Raw genomic sequence first — 14,510 nt, forward strand, 5'->3', positions numbered from 1 at the left:
CGGCAAGCCCCGCAACAACTGATTTCGTCAGGACATGGGTAACTCGTCGGGAACGCCCAAAATTGAGCGGCACCTGACGCAGGACCTGAACGCAAATCCCCCGCCCGCCGACTGGTACGGCCTAAAGACCCGGAGAGGCGGGGGAGCCGGGGGAGCCGGGCAGTGGCATGATGCGGACCACTGTGGTGGTCGTCCCGCCGACCACGAACCATAATCGCAGCACCGGCTGCCCGGTCCGGTCGCCGGGCTCGTACCGGCTGCGCACGGTCACGTGCTGACGTGCCAGCACCGGTGCCACGTACTCGATCACCGCCCGGTGCGGCCCCGCGAGCAGCTTGGGATATTCGACCAGGAACTGTTCCACCGCCTGCCAGTAACAGGCGTTGTTGACGTGGTTGTATTGATCGATGTCGGTGGCGCGCACCGGGAATGGCATGTCCGTGTCCGACTCCGGCGGCGTGGCGTCGGTCAGATACGGCCGCCACCGCAGGCGGTGTTCGGTGGCGGTGCGGGCCAGGTAGGCCAGGCCTTCGTCGCTGATCCGCGAGGGCATGCCGGTGGACTCACTGATATTGATCCAGAAACCCTCGGTCTCGATCAGGCCACCGTTTCCGCTGGTGATTCGCACGCGCATATTGGTCCACCGGGTGGACAATGCCGAGCACCACCGCAGCAACCGCACCTCGTCCGGCCATAGAATCGGACGGATGACGTCGATGACCGTCCGCCGGACGATCCAGTTCGGGTCGGTGCGATGGAAGAACGTCTCATGCAGGTTTTCCCAGGCGATATCTTGCAGGTAGCGGGCGATGGCGTCGAACCGCAACCGGTCGTAGGGATCCACATCGCCAGCCCGGACGGGCCACGCCGAAGCAAAGCCCATGCCCTCCTGGGGAAGCGGGGCGAGTGGCTGATCGAGTGACACTTGTGCTCCTCGCGCTGCACTGTGTGCCGCGTTTCTTCATGCGGTGCTGTTGTGACGACTTTACGGGGCGTACGTCACACCCTCGCGTCGAGCCGTCTGTACCTCCTTCATAGTCCGCCTGACAGCACCCGGGCCAGGAAGTCTGGCAATGGCCTGGCTACCTCGATCAATAACCCTGGTACGCGCCGCCCGAGTTAACGGCGGCCACACCGGGGACATCGGCGAGCGACCCGTAGCGGTCGATCGAGTACCGCACTCCGGCGATGATGTTGTCGACCGGGTTCCAGATGTCGTCGTGGCCGGGTGCCTTGTACGCGTTGAACGTGCTGTCGATGGTCTGCATCAACCCCTTGGACGGATGCCCGGCCACCCAATTGCTGTCCCAGCGGTTCTCCGCGTACGGGTTACCCGCGGACTCGTGCTGGATGATCAGCGCGATCGCCCGCTCATCGAGGTCCTTGGGGTCGTAGCCCATCGCGATGAGCTTCTGCTTGGCCGCCGCGATCCATCGCGCGACATCGCCGCTCGGCAGTGGACCGCTCGGCGCTGACGGGCCCGGGCCACCCTGGTACGACGTGCCATGCGGAGACCCCGAGGTGCCGTGGTGCCCGGACATCAGCTGGCTCGGCCGGTTCGAATTCTGGTTGGTGACCGGTGGACCCGACGTACTCGCCGGTGTGGTCGCCGCGGGTGCGGGCACGTTCGAGCTCGGCTCGCCGAGCCCGGCGAACGCCGCCTCCAGCTTGCCGACCGCGCCCTCGACCTGTGTTTTCGCCTGGTTGGCTACGTCATGCGCGGTTTTCAACGCGTTGGTCAGCTCCCAGGTGCGGGAGGCCGCCTGTAGCGCCTCCTGGAAGACCAGGCCCTCCACGTCGGCCTTGTCCGCGTGCGCGCGGAGGTAGGCGATCCGCCCCTTTGCGTCCACGGCGCCGTTGGCCGCGACCTCGAAGGCGGGCGCCTGGTTGAGCGCGTCGTCGCGCAGACGCAGCACTTTGGCTTTCGCCTCGGTGAGGTTCTGCACCTGGGCTGTGAGCGCGGTCTTCAGTTCCAGCAGTGCGGCGGTCACCGCGGATGCGCGGGTTTTCTCGGTCTGCATCCGGGCGGTCGCGGCGTCGCCCGCGGAGCCGGACCATTTCTTCGCGTCGGCGAGCGCCCTGGTGTCGTCCATGCCCTTGCCGACCACGGTGTCCAGACCGTGCGACATGGTTCCGGCGAGTGCACCCGCCGCCGACAGCTGTTCCGGCTGCCAGTTCGCTACGTCGGGGACGGTGAGCGTCATGGCAGCCGCAGTCCGATGACTCGGAGTTTCGCTGCGAAGTCGTCCTCGGCCAGCTGGTACTTGCCCGCCGCGTCGTGCAGGTTGTCGGCGATCGTGGTGAGGCGTGTGCCGATGCGTCCCAGGCAGCGCTGGACGGCGTCGTTCGCGCGCTGAGCCGCCGGACCGAAGTCGGTGCCGGGCAGTGCCGCCACGGCGGCGGCGAAACCCTCGCCTTCGCCCAGATCGGTGACGGCCGTGGCCTCGGTGCGCAAAATCTGGGCGAAAGACCGCAACGCTGCCGGATCAACTTGCATCGTCCCCGCGGCAGCCGATTCCGCCGCTCGGCCCGCAGGCAGACATCATCCGGACGCGCCCGTTATGTTGTCGGTGTGGCGTCGGCGCGGAACATGCCGTCGCGAGGACAGAGAGGTCGGCACATGCGCGCAGCCCAGGTGAGCAAGCTGGAGGGACCGGAAGCGGTCGAGATCGTGGACATCCCGGAGCCCACGCCCTACCCGGGCGGCGTCGTGATCGACGTGCACGCGGCGGGCGTCGCCTTCCCCGACGTGCTGATGACGCGCGGCCTCTACCAGATGAAGCCGGAATTGCCCTTCGTCGCCGGCGGCGAGGTCGCGGGCATTGTGCGGGAAGCCCCGGAGGACGCGCATGTGCGGGCGGGCGACCGGGTGGTCGCTCTGACCCTGCTCGGCAACGCCATGGCCGAGACGGCCGTCGTGCCCGTGGAGATGGTGTTCCGGCTGCCGGACAACGTCTCGCTGGAGGCCGGTGCCGGCATCCTGTTCAACGACCTGACCGTGCACTTCTGCCTGCGCACCCGAGGCAGCCTGGCCGCAGGAGAGACCGTGCTGGTGCACGGCGCGGCGGGCGGCATCGGCACTTCGACGCTGCGCATGGCCGCGGCGCTCGGCGCGGGCCGGGTGATCGCCGTGGTGAGCACGGAAGCGAAGGCCGAGGTCGCCCGCGCGAGCGGCGCCACCGACGTGGTGCTGACCGACGGCTGGCTCGCCGCGGTGCAGGAGTTGACCGGCGGTCGCGGCGTCGACATCGTGCTCGACCCGGTCGGCGGCGACCGCTTCACCGACAGCATTCGCTCGCTCGCCTCGGCGGGCCGGCTGCTGGTGGTCGGCTTCACCGCGGGTGAGATCCCCACCGTCAAGGTCAACCGGCTGCTGCTGAAGAACGTCGAGGTGGTCGGCGCGGCGTGGGGCGAATGGGTGATGTCGCATCGAGGCTATCTGCGGGAGCAGTGGGCCGAGGTGGAACCGCTGCTGGCCTCCGGTGAGATCGCACCGCCCGAGCCGGTGCTCTACCCGCTGGACAAGGCGGCCGTGGCGATCGCCTCGCTGGACAACCGCACCGCCACCGGCAAGGTCGTGGTCACGCTGCGTTGACCCGCACGCGAACCGAATCCGTCATGAAGCTGTCCAACCGGGTACTGAACCGGACCCTGCTGGCCCGCCAGCATCTGCTGGAGCGCTCGCGGCTGACCGTGCACGAGATGTGCGACCATCTCGTCGGGCTCCAGGCCCAGGATTCGCCGCCGCCGTTCGTCGCATTGTGGAGTCGCGTCGCGGATGTCGATCCGACGACGGTGTCGGACGCGCTCGAGGACCGCTCCCTGGTCCGGATCACCCTGATGCGCGGCACGATTCACCTGGTCACTCCCGCCGACGCGCTGCGGATCGCGCCGCATGTCCAGCCGGAGCTCGAGAAGGTGCCCTTCCGTAAGGGTTTCAACTACGGGGCCATGGTGGGTCTGGATCCGGACGAGGTGCGCAGGCACGGCGAGGCGGCACTCGGCGACGAACCGATGTCCGCGGCGGACCTGCGGGCCCGCGCCGCCGAGTTGTACCCCGATCGCGACGCGGGCGCGGTGCTGCAGACCTGGCTGTATCAGCTGCCGGTCTTGCAGACTCCGCCGCGCGGGAAATGGAAGGACAGCAGCAGGCCGATCTGGTCGCGGGTCGAACCGTGGCTGGGCGCCCCACTCGACCCGACGTACCCGCTGGCGGAACTGCTCTTCCGCTACCTGCGCGCCTTCGGCCCGGCCAGCACGATGGACATGCAAACCTGGTCGAAATTGCTCGGCATGAAGCAGGCGGTCGAACAACTCGGCGACCGGGTGCGCACCTACACCGACGAGCGCGGCCGCACGCTCTATGACGTCGCCGACGGCGAACTGGCCGACCCGGACCTCCCCGCCCCGGTCCGGTTGCTCGGGTGGTACGACAACGCCCTTCTCTCGCACCAGGACCGGAGCAGAATCGTGCCGGAGGGCACGGCTCCTCCGCTGCGCGCCTTCGCCGCGCAGGTGTCTCCGATCCTGGTCGACGGGTTTGTCGCCGGCCTGTACAAGGTCTTCGCGAACACCAAGACGGCCCGGCTCAGGGTCAGTCCGACCAGGGCATGGACGAAAGCCGAGCGCGCGGCCGTCGAAGCCGAGGCACACGGTCTGCTCGCCTTCCTGGAGGAAGGCAAACAGGGGAGCGTGGAAATTCTCGACCCACACGCCGACCTGCGTCCCTGAGGGGACGAGTTCGGCGGCGCACCTGCCACGATCGCCGGCCGCGGCGTCGGCCACCCGGCCGCACCGCTCGGTCGGCGGTCGCACCGATCAGGCAGCCGAGGCCGGGTCGACCGAGTGGTCACACCGACTTCGCGAATCACGAGCAGACGCGCTCACGGCTCGCGGGGCGGACGGTAGGCGGGGGCCTTGGTGGTACCGGTCGGACTCAGCGTGCGCAGCAGCGGCAGCGAGCGGCGCGCCACCACGGTGGACAGCACGATCACGCTGTGCGAGCGCACCACCGACGACGTCCGGTCGATGCTCAGCAGCACGGTTTGCAGCCCGGCGTGCGAGTCGGCCCCGATCCGGCACAGCACGTCGCCCGAGCCGGTGGTGGCATAGGCCTCCAGCACGCCGGGGATGGCGTCGAGTTCGGCGGCCACCGTGTCCAGCGCGCCCTGGGCGATTTCCAGCGTGACGAATGCCTGCACGTCGAATCCCGCCGCGGTGACGTCGATGTGCGGGTCGTAGGAGGCGATCACGCCGGATTCCTCCATGCGGGCGATCCGGGATTGCACGGTTGCTCGGGCGACCTTGGTGCGGCGGGAGAGTTCGAGAATGCCCGCCTTCTGGTACTCGTGCATCGCGGTGAGGATGGCGAGATCGAGCTCGTCGAGTTTCGCGGGTGTGCGCGACATGACGGCCTCCGTTTCGAGCACTGGCCGGGCTTGCCGCCCGTCCTGCTTGTGCTATTCAAATTGTCCAGCATCCAAGGCGGTTTCCTAGCCGAATTCGCCACACTGACCATCGAGAATTCGCGCTGTTGCCTACTGGGCGGGCCTGGCGATTTCCTTGGAACATGACCATCGAGCACCTGCCGAACGCCCGGTCCGGCGCCGTTCCCAGCGACGGCGAGTTGCGCACGCTCGTGGGGCTGGTCGACCACGACGACAGCGGCGATCCCTTCCCGGTCATCGGATGGGACGCCCTGGTCTGGGCGGTGGGCAACGCCACACAGACCGCACACTTCCTGCAATCCGCCTTCGGTATGCGGTTGGAGGCGTACTCCGGTCCCGAGACCGGCAACCGCGACCACAAGGCGTTCGTCTTGCGCAGCGGCGCGGCACGTTTCGTCATCACCGGTGCGGTGGACCCGGACAGTCCGCTGGTCGCCCATCACGATCGGCACGGTGACGGCGTGGTCGACATCGCGCTGGAGGTGCCCGATGTGGACCGCTGCGTGGCGTGGGCGCGTGCGCACGGGGCCACCATCCTGGTCGAACCGCACGACGACTCCGACGACTTCGGCACCGTTCGCTCGGCCGCGCTGGCGACGTACGGCGACACCAGGCACACGCTGGTCGACCGTTCCGGCTACCACGGGCCCTACCTGCCCGGCTATGTCGCCCGGCGCTCGCGCTACCAGCGGCGCGACGGCGCGCCCACCCGGCTGTTCCAGGCGATCGACCACGTCGTGGGCAACGTGGAGCTCGGGCAGATGGACGAGTGGGTCGAGTTCTACCGGAGGGTCATGGGTTTCACGAATATGGCCGAGTTCGTCGGCGACGACATCGCCACCGAGTACTCGGCTCTGATGAGCAAGGTCGTCGCCAATGGAAATCACCGGGTGAAGTTCCCGCTCAACGAACCCGCCGTGAGCAAGAAGCGCTCCCAGATCGATGAGTACCTGGAGTTCTATCGCGGTCCCGGCGTGCAGCACATCGCGCTCGCCACCAGCGACATCCTCGCCTGCGTCGATGCGCTGCGCCGCGAAGGCGTCGAGTTCCTGGAGACACCCGCCGCCTACTACGAAGACCCTGAATTACGCGCTCGCATCGGCCGCGTCCGCGTCCCGGTCGAGGAACTCCAGCGGCGCGGCATTCTCGTCGACCGGGACGAAGACGGCTACCTCCTGCAGATCTTCACCAGACCGCTCACCGACCGGCCCACCGTCTTCTTCGAACTCATCGAGCGCCACGGCTCCCTCGGCTTCGGCAAGGGAAATTTCAAGGCGCTGTTCCAGGCCATCGAACGCGAACAAGCCGCCCGCGGCAATTTGTGACCGAGCTCCGGCGCCGATCGCGGCAGCGGGCCGGGTTCGTCGGACGATCCCCCCCTCGGCGTAATCGGTAGAGTTCTTCCCATGCGGATCAAGTCGGCGGTCGTCCTGGCGACAGCCTTGGTGCTCGCGCTGGCGGCTTGCGGTTCGGACGCACAGTCGGAGGACTCCGGTCCGTCGCGTCCGGCGCCGAAGGTCGTGGCGCTGGGCCCGTTCGTCGGGGAGTGTGGGCACGTGACCGACGACGAGGTGCGCGATATCGGCGGCCTCGGCCAGATCTCCGGGGTGTTCAAGAATGCGGTCGGTTGCAACTGGCGGGCGGCCGGAGTCGGTTCCGCCAGCATCACTTTCGCGTCGTATCGGGGCAGCCCGATCGAGCGGGAGCGGGCGTGGGTGACCGTCAACGGCCGCGCTCCCGATCCGATCAAGGTGGACGGGCGCGAGGGATTCGCCGCGTTGGATCCGAGCGGACAGATCTGTGATCTCGCGGTGCAACTCGGCGACGACTTCTTCGAGTGGTCGACGTCCTTCGGGTTCTTCTCCACCGCCACCGCCAACCCATGCGACCGCAGCCGCGCCCTGGCCGAGCTGACCTTACGGCGGTTGCAGTGAGGGGGAGGGCATGAACTCCGGACGAGGTCTGCGCCGCCGTGGTGCGGCCGCGCTCGCCGCCATCGTCGTCGCGTTGGCCGCGGGTGGCTGTAGCCAGACGATTTCGGGTTCGGCGCGCCCGGTCGGCGGCAGTGAGCCGGTCAACACCAGGCTCGACAAGCTGCTGCGGGAGTGCGAGATCCTCTCCAAGGAGCAGATCGGCAAGGCCATCGGCGAGAACATCTCGGTCGAGGATTCGTTCTTCGGGGCGGTCTGCATGTGGGATCTGGTCGGCGCGCCCGGCGGCAACGGCATGGCCACGCTCAACTGGTACGAGAACGGCACGTTGAGCAACGAGAAGCAGACGAACAACAAGCTCGGCTACGTCACCACCAACGTCACCGTGCAGAGCGCTCTCGCACTGCTGATCCGCAGGCCGAACGATCCCGACTCTTGCGGTGTGACGGCGAGTGCGCCGGACAACGGCGTGATCGGCTGGTGGATCAACTACCGGCCCGGCTCCGCCCACCCTGATCCTTGCGAGGCCGCCAAGAAGCTGATGGAGATGACCTTGAATCTGGCCCGGTAGACCACGGTCGTCGCGACCCGCTTTGACCCTGTGTCCCGGCCGCGGGTATCGTGGATCGCTGTGCCCGGAAGCATGCGGGCAAGTTCGTGCGTGACCGTAGGCCAGCGAGAGCGGCCGACGACTCCAGCGTGCCCGGAATCCGGGCTCCGCGCCGCGCGCGACACGCCCGACCTCGGGACGCGAGAAACGTGGCCGGACGTGCGAGTGAAAGCTCGATGACAGCGGAATGAACGTCGGGCCGGAAGCGGAAGCTTGCCGCCAAGGGCCCCGGGAGCGCCGCGCACCACAACAGACATGAAGTCCAGACACCGCGTTAACTAATAAGGAAAGCCGGTCTATGCCAACCATCAACCAGCTGGTCCGCAAGGGTCGCCGCGACAAGGTCGCCAAGACGAAGACCGCGGCCCTGAAGGGGAGCCCGCAGCGTCGTGGCGTGTGCACCCGCGTGTACACCACGACCCCGAAGAAGCCGAACTCCGCGCTGCGCAAGGTCGCGCGTGTTCGCCTGACCAGCGCGGTCGAGGTCACGGCCTACATCCCGGGCGAGGGCCACAACCTGCAGGAGCACTCGATGGTGCTCGTCCGTGGCGGTCGTGTGAAGGACCTCCCCGGTGTTCGCTACAAGATCATCCGCGGCTCGCTCGACACGCAGGGTGTGAAGAACCGCAAGCAGGCCCGCAGCCGCTACGGCGCCAAGAAGGAGAAGAGCTGATATGCCACGCAAGGGCCCCGCACCCAAGCGTCCGCTGATCAACGACCCGGTCTACGGTTCGCCGCTGGTTACGCAGCTGGTCAACAAGATCCTGCTGGACGGCAAGAAGTCCACCGCGGAGCGCATCGTCTACGGCGCGCTGGAGCAGGCGCGCGAGAAGACCGGCACCGACCCGGTCGTCACCCTCAAGCGCGCGCTGGACAATGTGAAGCCGTCGCTGGAGGTGAAGCCCCGCCGCGTCGGTGGTGCCACCTACCAGGTCCCGGTCGAGGTCCGTCCGGGCCGCGCCAACACCCTGGCCCTGCGCTGGCTGGTCAACTTCTCCCGCGCGCGCCGGGAGAAGACCATGGTCGAGCGTCTGGCCAACGAACTGCTCGACGCCAGCAACGGCCTCGGCGCCTCGGTCAAGCGCCGCGAGGACACCCACAAGATGGCCGAGTCCAACCGGGCCTTCGCGCACTACCGCTGGTGACGTCTGCCCGGCCCGTCGTCTGGGTCGGGAGGCACAGCCGGAGCGCGGCACCGACCGGCCGCTTCCGGCGTTGACATAGTGGCGACCACAGGGTCGTCCCCGATAATCCCAACTAGCTACGAGCGGGGAAGATTTCCGTGGCACAGGACGTGCTCACCGACCTGAACAAGGTCCGCAACATCGGCATCATGGCCCACATCGATGCGGGCAAGACGACCACAACTGAACGCATCCTCTTCTACACCGGCATCACCTACAAGATCGGTGAGGTCCACGACGGCGCCGCCACGATGGACTGGATGGAGCAGGAGCAGGAGCGTGGTATCACCATCACCTCCGCGGCGACCACATGCTTCTGGAAAGACAACCAGATCAACATCATCGACACCCCCGGGCACGTCGACTTCACCGTGGAGGTGGAGCGGTCGCTGCGGGTGCTCGACGGCGCCGTCGCGGTGTTCGACGGCAAGGAAGGCGTCGAGCCGCAGTCCGAGCAGGTGTGGCGTCAGGCCGACAAGTACGACGTGCCGCGGATTTGCTTCGTCAACAAGATGGACAAGCTCGGTGCGGACTTCTACTTCACCGTGCAGACCATCAAGGACCGCCTCGGCGCCAAGCCGCTGGTCATCCAGCTGCCGATCGGCGCGGAGGACACCTTCGAGGGCATCGTCGACCTGGTCGAGAACAACGCCAAGGTCTGGCGGGGCGAGACCAAGCTCGGCGAGCAGTACGAGGTCGTCGAGATCCCGGAGGACCTGAAGGAGCGGGCCGAGCAGTACCGCCAGGAACTGCTGGAGACCGTCGCCGAGTCCGACGAGGCGCTGCTGGAGAAGTTCTTCGGCGGTGAAGAGCTGACCATCGACGAGATCAAGGGCGCCATCCGCAAGCTGACGGTGACCTCCGAGCTCTACCCGGTGCTGTGCGGCTCGGCGTTCAAGAACAAGGGCGTGCAGCCCATGCTGGACGCGGTCATCGACTACCTGCCCTCGCCGCTGGACGTGGAGGCCACCACCGGCCACGTTCCTGGCAAGGAAGAAGAGCTGCTGACCCGCAAGCCGAGCGCCGACGAGCCGTTCGCCGCCCTGGCGTTCAAGATCGCCGTGCATCCGTTCTTCGGCAAGCTGACCTACGTCCGCGTGTACTCCGGCAAGGTCGACTCCGGCGCCCAGGTCATCAACTCGACCAAGGGCAAGAAGGAGCGTCTGGGCAAGCTGTTCCAGATGCACTCCAACAAGGAGAACCCGGTCGGCGCCGCCTCGGCGGGTCACATCTACGCGGTTATCGGCCTCAAGGACACCACCACCGGTGACACCCTGTGCGATCCGCAGAACCAGATCGTGCTGGAGTCGATGACCTTCCCGGATCCGGTCATCGAGGTCTCCATCGAGCCGAAGACGAAGTCCGACCAGGAGAAGCTGGGCACCGCGATCCAGCGTCTCTCCGAAGAGGACCCGACCTTCTCGGTCAAGCTCGACCAGGAGACCGGCCAGACCGTCATCGGCGGTATGGGCGAGCTGCACCTCGACATCTTGGTCGACCGCATGAAGCGTGAGTTCAAGGTCGAGGCGAACGTCGGCAAGCCGCAGGTGGCCTACCGCGAGACGATCACCAAGCGGGTCGAGAAGCTCGAGTACACCCACAAGAAGCAGACCGGTGGTTCCGGCCAGTTCGCGAAGGTGATCATTGCCCTCGAGCCGTTCGTCGGCGAGGATGGCGCGACCTACGAGTTCGAGAACAAGGTCACCGGTGGCCGCGTGCCGAAGGAGTACATCCCTTCGGTGGACGCCGGTGCCCAGGACGCCATGCAGTACGGTGTGCTCGCTGGCTACCCGCTGGTGAACATGAAGGTCACGCTGCTCGACGGCGCCTACCACGACGTCGACTCGTCGGAAATGGCGTTCAAAATCGCCGGCGCGCAGGCGCTCAAGGAAGCGGCTCGCAAGGCCGGTCCGGTGATCCTCGAGCCACTGATGGCGGTCGAGGTCACCACGCCCGAGGACTACATGGGCGACGTGATCGGCGACCTGAACTCCCGCCGTGGCCAGATCCAGGCCATGGAGGAACGCAGTGGTGCCCGTGTCGTCAAGGCGCTGGTTCCGCTCTCGGAGATGTTCGGTTACATCGGTGACCTGCGGTCGAAGACCCAGGGCCGGGCGAACTACTCCATGGTGTTCGACTCGTACGCGGAGGTTCCGGCCAACGTGTCGAAGGAGATCATCGCCAAGGCGACCGGCGAGTGACACCGTCGGGGCAGGTGTCACACTTGCCCCGACAGCCGGGCGTCAGCACGACCCCTATCAATAACCGCACTGCTGCAACTGCACGCACCAACAAGTCCAGGAGGACAAAGAAGTGGCGAAGGCGAAGTTCGAGCGGACGAAGCCGCACGTCAACATCGGCACCATCGGTCACGTCGACCACGGCAAGACCACGCTGACCGCAGCGATCACCAAGGTGCTGGCTGACAAGTACCCGGATCTGAACGAGAGCTTCGCGTTCGATCAGATCGACAAGGCGCCTGAGGAGAAGGCTCGTGGTATCACGATCAACATCTCCCACGTCGAGTACCAGACCGAGAAGCGCCACTACGCGCACGTCGACGCGCCGGGTCACGCCGACTACATCAAGAACATGATCACCGGTGCGGCGCAGATGGACGGCGCCATCCTCGTGGTCGCCGCCACCGACGGCCCGATGCCGCAGACCCGTGAGCACGTGCTGCTCGCCCGTCAGGTCGGCGTGCCCTACATCCTGGTCGCGCTGAACAAGGCCGACATGGTCGACGACGAGGAGATCCTCGAGCTCGTCGAGATGGAGGTCCGCGAGCTGCTGGGTTCGCAGGAGTTCGACGAGGACGCGCCGGTCGTGCGGGTCTCCGGTCTGAAGGCGCTCGAGGGCGACCCGAAGTGGTCGGAGTCGGTGCTGGAGCTGATGAACGCGGTCGACGAGTCCATCCCGGACCCGGTTCGCGAGACCGACAAGCCGTTCCTGATGCCGGTCGAGGACGTGTTCACCATCACCGGTCGCGGCACCGTCGTCACCGGTCGCGTCGAGCGTGGCGTGATCAACGTGAACGAGGAAGTCGAGATCGTCGGCATCCGTCCGGAGAAGACCAAGACCACGGTCACCGGTATCGAGATGTTCCGCAAGCTGCTCGACCAGGGCCAGGCGGGCGACAACGTCGGTCTGCTGGTTCGTGGTATCAAGCGTGAGGACGTGGAGCGCGGCCAGGTCGTCGTGAAGCCGGGCACCACCACCCCGCACACCGAGTTCGAGGGCCAGGCGTACATCCTGTCGAAGGACGAGGGCGGCCGCCACACCCCGTTCTTCAACAACTACCGTCCGCAGTTCTACTTCCGTACGACTGACGTGACGGGCGTTGTGACCCTGCCCGAGGGCACCGAGATGGTCATGCCCGGTGACAACACCGAGATGTCCGTCAAGCTGATCCAGCCGGTCGCCATGGACGAGGGTCTGCGCTTCGCGATCCGCGAGGGTGGCCGCACCGTCGGCGCCGGTCGCGTCACGAAGATCATCAAGTGATTCACTGAATCGCTGGAAACGGCGCCGCTCCTTAGGGAGCGGCGCCGTTTACGTTTCCGGGGCCCGCGCTTCTGGGCAGGCGAGATCCGGGTGGTGGGGATCGCGGAATTGATCAGGCCGGTCTGAGCGAGATCACTCCGTGGGGCAGTGGGCCGCGATTCAGCAGCCGTAGGCGCGACCGACAGCGGGTTCGCGCTCTGCTTCAGGGACTTCGCGTAGGCAACCAAGCGGGACAACGCCTTCGTCGCTCATCTGCACGCCGCTGCGCGAGGTGGGATCGACGCAAGTGAGGCCGGTCGTCGCGAGGCGGCAGGTGTAGTCGCCAAAGGTGAAGGTGCTGTCGTAGGGCAGCGTCTGTCCCTGGCCGTGGATGAAAAGCCCTGGGTCGCCGCGGAATTGGCCAACGGTCATGCGCTGTGCGGAGTAGGTGACGTACCCGCCGAACCACTGTCCATACCCCTCGCGGGGCGCGGGCGCCGGTTGTTTCAGTTCGACCATGCAATCGAACCCATCCATGCCGAGCGCGGTTCCGGTGATGCAACTGATCTTGCCGGTCGGGCTGACGAAAGCGATATCCGCTCGCAAGTCGGTCACCTGACCGCCATCGAGACTCGTCGAGTGGTAAGTCCCGAGATCTGTCGCCGAACCCTGGCGAACCCAATCGATTCGATCCTGCAACTCGTTCTCCGAGGACGCCGACGTGCCGGTCTCCGCCGAACCCGTCAACGGCTGTGGTTTCCCCGCTGTGGTGTGCGAACACGCACTCAACACCATGGCCACGCCGACCAGCACCGCCCACCGCATGCCGCAAAGACTAGCGCCTTGCGTGCCAATGGATTTCCCACGCCAGCGGATGAACGGCTGATGACTGGACCGACCCGGTGCTCGCTCTCGGCAAGTGGCCCACCTTCTTCCTCGACGAGTGCCGCCGCTGGTCGGCGACCGGGTCCGTGCTGATTCTCAGTGCCGCCGCCGATCCCCGACAGCGCGTGCAGTCGACTCGAGCAGGCTCGTGACGTGTCGATCCCGGACACCGCCCAACAACGCGAATGGGCCATTCGAACCGGCCGAGCATCGCGACAGCCCGGCCAGGTGAGATTTGCCTGCCGCGATCAGAGTCGTGGCGACTTCACCACGACGCATGGACTGGTCAGCAGTGCGGTATCGGCTGCCAGCCCGGACGCGAGCAATGCCGCTGCGGCGAGATTGAGAACCCGGGTGTCTGCGACGTCCGACCGGACATGGCTGGTGGCGGCGCGGCACTGGAACTCTTCTGTCGCCGCTCTCGCATCCGAGATGTGCGGGTCAGCGGCAGTTCGATCCTTCGAACCGGCGGACACGAACGCTTCCCAGATCAGTAAGTCGAGGGAGCCGCTGAGCAGGCTTTCCGCGTCCACTCCGGCCCGGATCGGGCGGTGCAGCGTCGCGGCGAGCCGGTGCATCACATACGACGCCTGTTGGACGCCGAACGCGAGTGTGATGGTTCCGGCGCCCGCGCACCACGGGCGTCCCGCCTCGCCTTCTCGTTGCCGCCCGAGCCCACCCGTGGCGGAAGGGTTGGGGATGAACAGCGGCGCTTCGAAACCGAGGGCGACCGGGCGCCCTTCGTCGAGGTCGGCCGCGAGCGAGGTCACGAGGTCGTCCAAGTCTCGACCGCCACTCGCTTCGACTCCCGCTATGCGCCACCATCCGACATTCGCGAGCTTGCCGACGTCGACCGCGGCGACAACGAGCTGGTTGGGCGGCATACCAGCAACATATCCCCGTTCGCCCGTCTCCGTGCGGGCCGCCGGGTCCGGAGCTATAGCGAGTTCCGGATCACCGCGCCCCCTCC

15 protein-coding genes are annotated in these 14,510 nt (G+C 66.8%); 9 read left to right on the top strand and 6 right to left on the bottom strand.

Annotated elements, in window-relative coordinates; translation table 11 throughout:
• Positions 1 to 121: 121 nt before the first annotated feature.
• From AB0M45_RS23855 to AB0M45_RS23865, 3 genes are all read right to left on the bottom strand, one after another.
• On the bottom strand, positions 122 to 925 hold the full coding sequence (locus AB0M45_RS23855) for an acyl-ACP thioesterase domain-containing protein (RefSeq protein WP_364333153.1): 804 nt from the start codon (positions 923 to 925) through the stop codon (positions 122 to 124).
• Positions 926 to 1,091: 166 nt separating this feature from the next.
• Positions 1,092 to 2,204: a transglycosylase SLT domain-containing protein gene (locus AB0M45_RS23860; protein WP_364333156.1), complete on the bottom strand. Its 1,113-nt coding sequence runs from the start codon at positions 2,202 to 2,204 to the stop codon at positions 1,092 to 1,094.
• Positions 2,201 to 2,497 (bottom strand): type VII secretion target, encoded by a 297-nt coding sequence (locus AB0M45_RS23865; protein WP_364333159.1) that lies wholly within the window; start codon positions 2,495 to 2,497, stop codon positions 2,201 to 2,203. The genes AB0M45_RS23860 and AB0M45_RS23865 overlap by 4 nt, the downstream gene beginning before the upstream one ends.
• Before the next feature lie 123 nt (positions 2,498 to 2,620).
• On the opposite strand from AB0M45_RS23865, the gene AB0M45_RS23870 reads away from it, so the two are divergent.
• Positions 2,621 to 3,595 (top strand): NADPH:quinone oxidoreductase family protein, encoded by a 975-nt coding sequence (locus tag AB0M45_RS23870; protein ID WP_364333162.1) that lies wholly within the window; start codon positions 2,621 to 2,623, stop codon positions 3,593 to 3,595.
• Between the two features lie 23 nt (positions 3,596 to 3,618).
• On the top strand, positions 3,619 to 4,731 hold the full coding sequence (locus tag AB0M45_RS23875; protein WP_364333165.1) for a winged helix DNA-binding domain-containing protein: 1,113 nt from the start codon (positions 3,619 to 3,621) through the stop codon (positions 4,729 to 4,731).
• A gap of 152 nt (positions 4,732 to 4,883) precedes the next feature.
• Here AB0M45_RS23875 and AB0M45_RS23880 read toward each other — a convergent pair whose 3' ends face one another.
• Positions 4,884 to 5,408, bottom strand: coding sequence for an Lrp/AsnC ligand binding domain-containing protein (locus AB0M45_RS23880; RefSeq protein ID WP_364333168.1), 525 nt, complete (start codon positions 5,406 to 5,408; stop codon positions 4,884 to 4,886).
• 161 nt (positions 5,409 to 5,569) lie between these two features.
• Between AB0M45_RS23880 and hppD the strand changes: the two genes are divergently transcribed.
• From hppD to tuf, 7 genes are all read left to right on the top strand, one after another.
• Positions 5,570 to 6,772 (top strand): 4-hydroxyphenylpyruvate dioxygenase, encoded by a 1,203-nt coding sequence (gene hppD / locus AB0M45_RS23885; RefSeq protein ID WP_364333171.1) that lies wholly within the window; start codon positions 5,570 to 5,572, stop codon positions 6,770 to 6,772.
• Between the two features lie 81 nt (positions 6,773 to 6,853).
• Complete coding sequence (locus AB0M45_RS23890) at positions 6,854 to 7,381, top strand: DUF3558 domain-containing protein (RefSeq protein WP_364333174.1); 528 nt, start codon at positions 6,854 to 6,856, stop codon at positions 7,379 to 7,381.
• Between the two features lie 10 nt (positions 7,382 to 7,391).
• Positions 7,392 to 7,949 (top strand): DUF3558 domain-containing protein, encoded by a 558-nt coding sequence (locus AB0M45_RS23895; RefSeq protein WP_364333177.1) that lies wholly within the window; start codon positions 7,392 to 7,394, stop codon positions 7,947 to 7,949.
• A 337-nt stretch (positions 7,950 to 8,286) separates the two neighbouring features.
• Positions 8,287 to 8,661, top strand: coding sequence for a 30S ribosomal protein S12 (gene rpsL / locus AB0M45_RS23900; RefSeq protein ID WP_014353064.1), 375 nt, complete (start codon positions 8,287 to 8,289; stop codon positions 8,659 to 8,661).
• Between the two features lies 1 nt (position 8,662).
• Positions 8,663 to 9,133, top strand: coding sequence for a 30S ribosomal protein S7 (rpsG, locus tag AB0M45_RS23905; protein ID WP_014353063.1), 471 nt, complete (start codon positions 8,663 to 8,665; stop codon positions 9,131 to 9,133).
• Positions 9,134 to 9,270: 137 nt separating this feature from the next.
• Positions 9,271 to 11,373 (top strand): elongation factor G, encoded by a 2,103-nt coding sequence (gene fusA, locus AB0M45_RS23910; protein ID WP_364333183.1) that lies wholly within the window; start codon positions 9,271 to 9,273, stop codon positions 11,371 to 11,373.
• Between the two features lie 112 nt (positions 11,374 to 11,485).
• Positions 11,486 to 12,676, top strand: coding sequence for an elongation factor Tu (tuf, locus tag AB0M45_RS23915; RefSeq protein ID WP_364333186.1), 1,191 nt, complete (start codon positions 11,486 to 11,488; stop codon positions 12,674 to 12,676).
• A 159-nt stretch (positions 12,677 to 12,835) separates the two neighbouring features.
• On the opposite strand, the gene AB0M45_RS23920 is transcribed toward tuf, so the two are convergent.
• Together AB0M45_RS23920 and AB0M45_RS23925 are read right to left on the bottom strand one after the other, a co-directional pair.
• On the bottom strand, positions 12,836 to 13,468 hold the full coding sequence (locus AB0M45_RS23920) for a hypothetical protein (RefSeq protein ID WP_364333189.1): 633 nt from the start codon (positions 13,466 to 13,468) through the stop codon (positions 12,836 to 12,838).
• A gap of 320 nt (positions 13,469 to 13,788) precedes the next feature.
• Positions 13,789 to 14,424: a hypothetical protein gene (locus tag AB0M45_RS23925; RefSeq protein ID WP_364333192.1), complete on the bottom strand. Its 636-nt coding sequence runs from the start codon at positions 14,422 to 14,424 to the stop codon at positions 13,789 to 13,791.
• Positions 14,425 to 14,510: the final 86 nt, after the last annotated feature.

The sequence above is a fragment of the Nocardia sp. NPDC051787 genome, from assembly GCF_040681325.1.
In the GTDB taxonomy this organism is placed as follows: domain Bacteria; phylum Actinomycetota; class Actinomycetes; order Mycobacteriales; family Mycobacteriaceae; genus Nocardia.

Coding starts and splice junctions, on each gene's coding strand:
- AB0M45_RS23860 (WP_364333156.1), bottom strand. CDS start 2,204: ATGACGCTCACCGTCCCCGACGTAGCGAACTGGCAGCCGGAACAGCTG.
- AB0M45_RS23865 (WP_364333159.1), bottom strand. CDS start 2,497: ATGCAAGTTGATCCGGCAGCGTTGCGGTCTTTCGCCCAGATTTTGCGC.
- AB0M45_RS23870 (WP_364333162.1), top strand. CDS start 2,621: ATGCGCGCAGCCCAGGTGAGCAAGCTGGAGGGACCGGAAGCGGTCGAG.
- AB0M45_RS23875 (WP_364333165.1), top strand. CDS start 3,619: ATGAAGCTGTCCAACCGGGTACTGAACCGGACCCTGCTGGCCCGCCAG.
- AB0M45_RS23880 (WP_364333168.1), bottom strand. CDS start 5,408: ATGTCGCGCACACCCGCGAAACTCGACGAGCTCGATCTCGCCATCCTC.
- hppD (WP_364333171.1), top strand. CDS start 5,570: ATGACCATCGAGCACCTGCCGAACGCCCGGTCCGGCGCCGTTCCCAGC.
- AB0M45_RS23890 (WP_364333174.1), top strand. CDS start 6,854: ATGCGGATCAAGTCGGCGGTCGTCCTGGCGACAGCCTTGGTGCTCGCG.
- AB0M45_RS23895 (WP_364333177.1), top strand. CDS start 7,392: ATGAACTCCGGACGAGGTCTGCGCCGCCGTGGTGCGGCCGCGCTCGCC.
- rpsL (WP_014353064.1), top strand. CDS start 8,287: ATGCCAACCATCAACCAGCTGGTCCGCAAGGGTCGCCGCGACAAGGTC.
- rpsG (WP_014353063.1), top strand. CDS start 8,663: ATGCCACGCAAGGGCCCCGCACCCAAGCGTCCGCTGATCAACGACCCG.
- AB0M45_RS23925 (WP_364333192.1), bottom strand. CDS start 14,424: ATGCCGCCCAACCAGCTCGTTGTCGCCGCGGTCGACGTCGGCAAGCTC.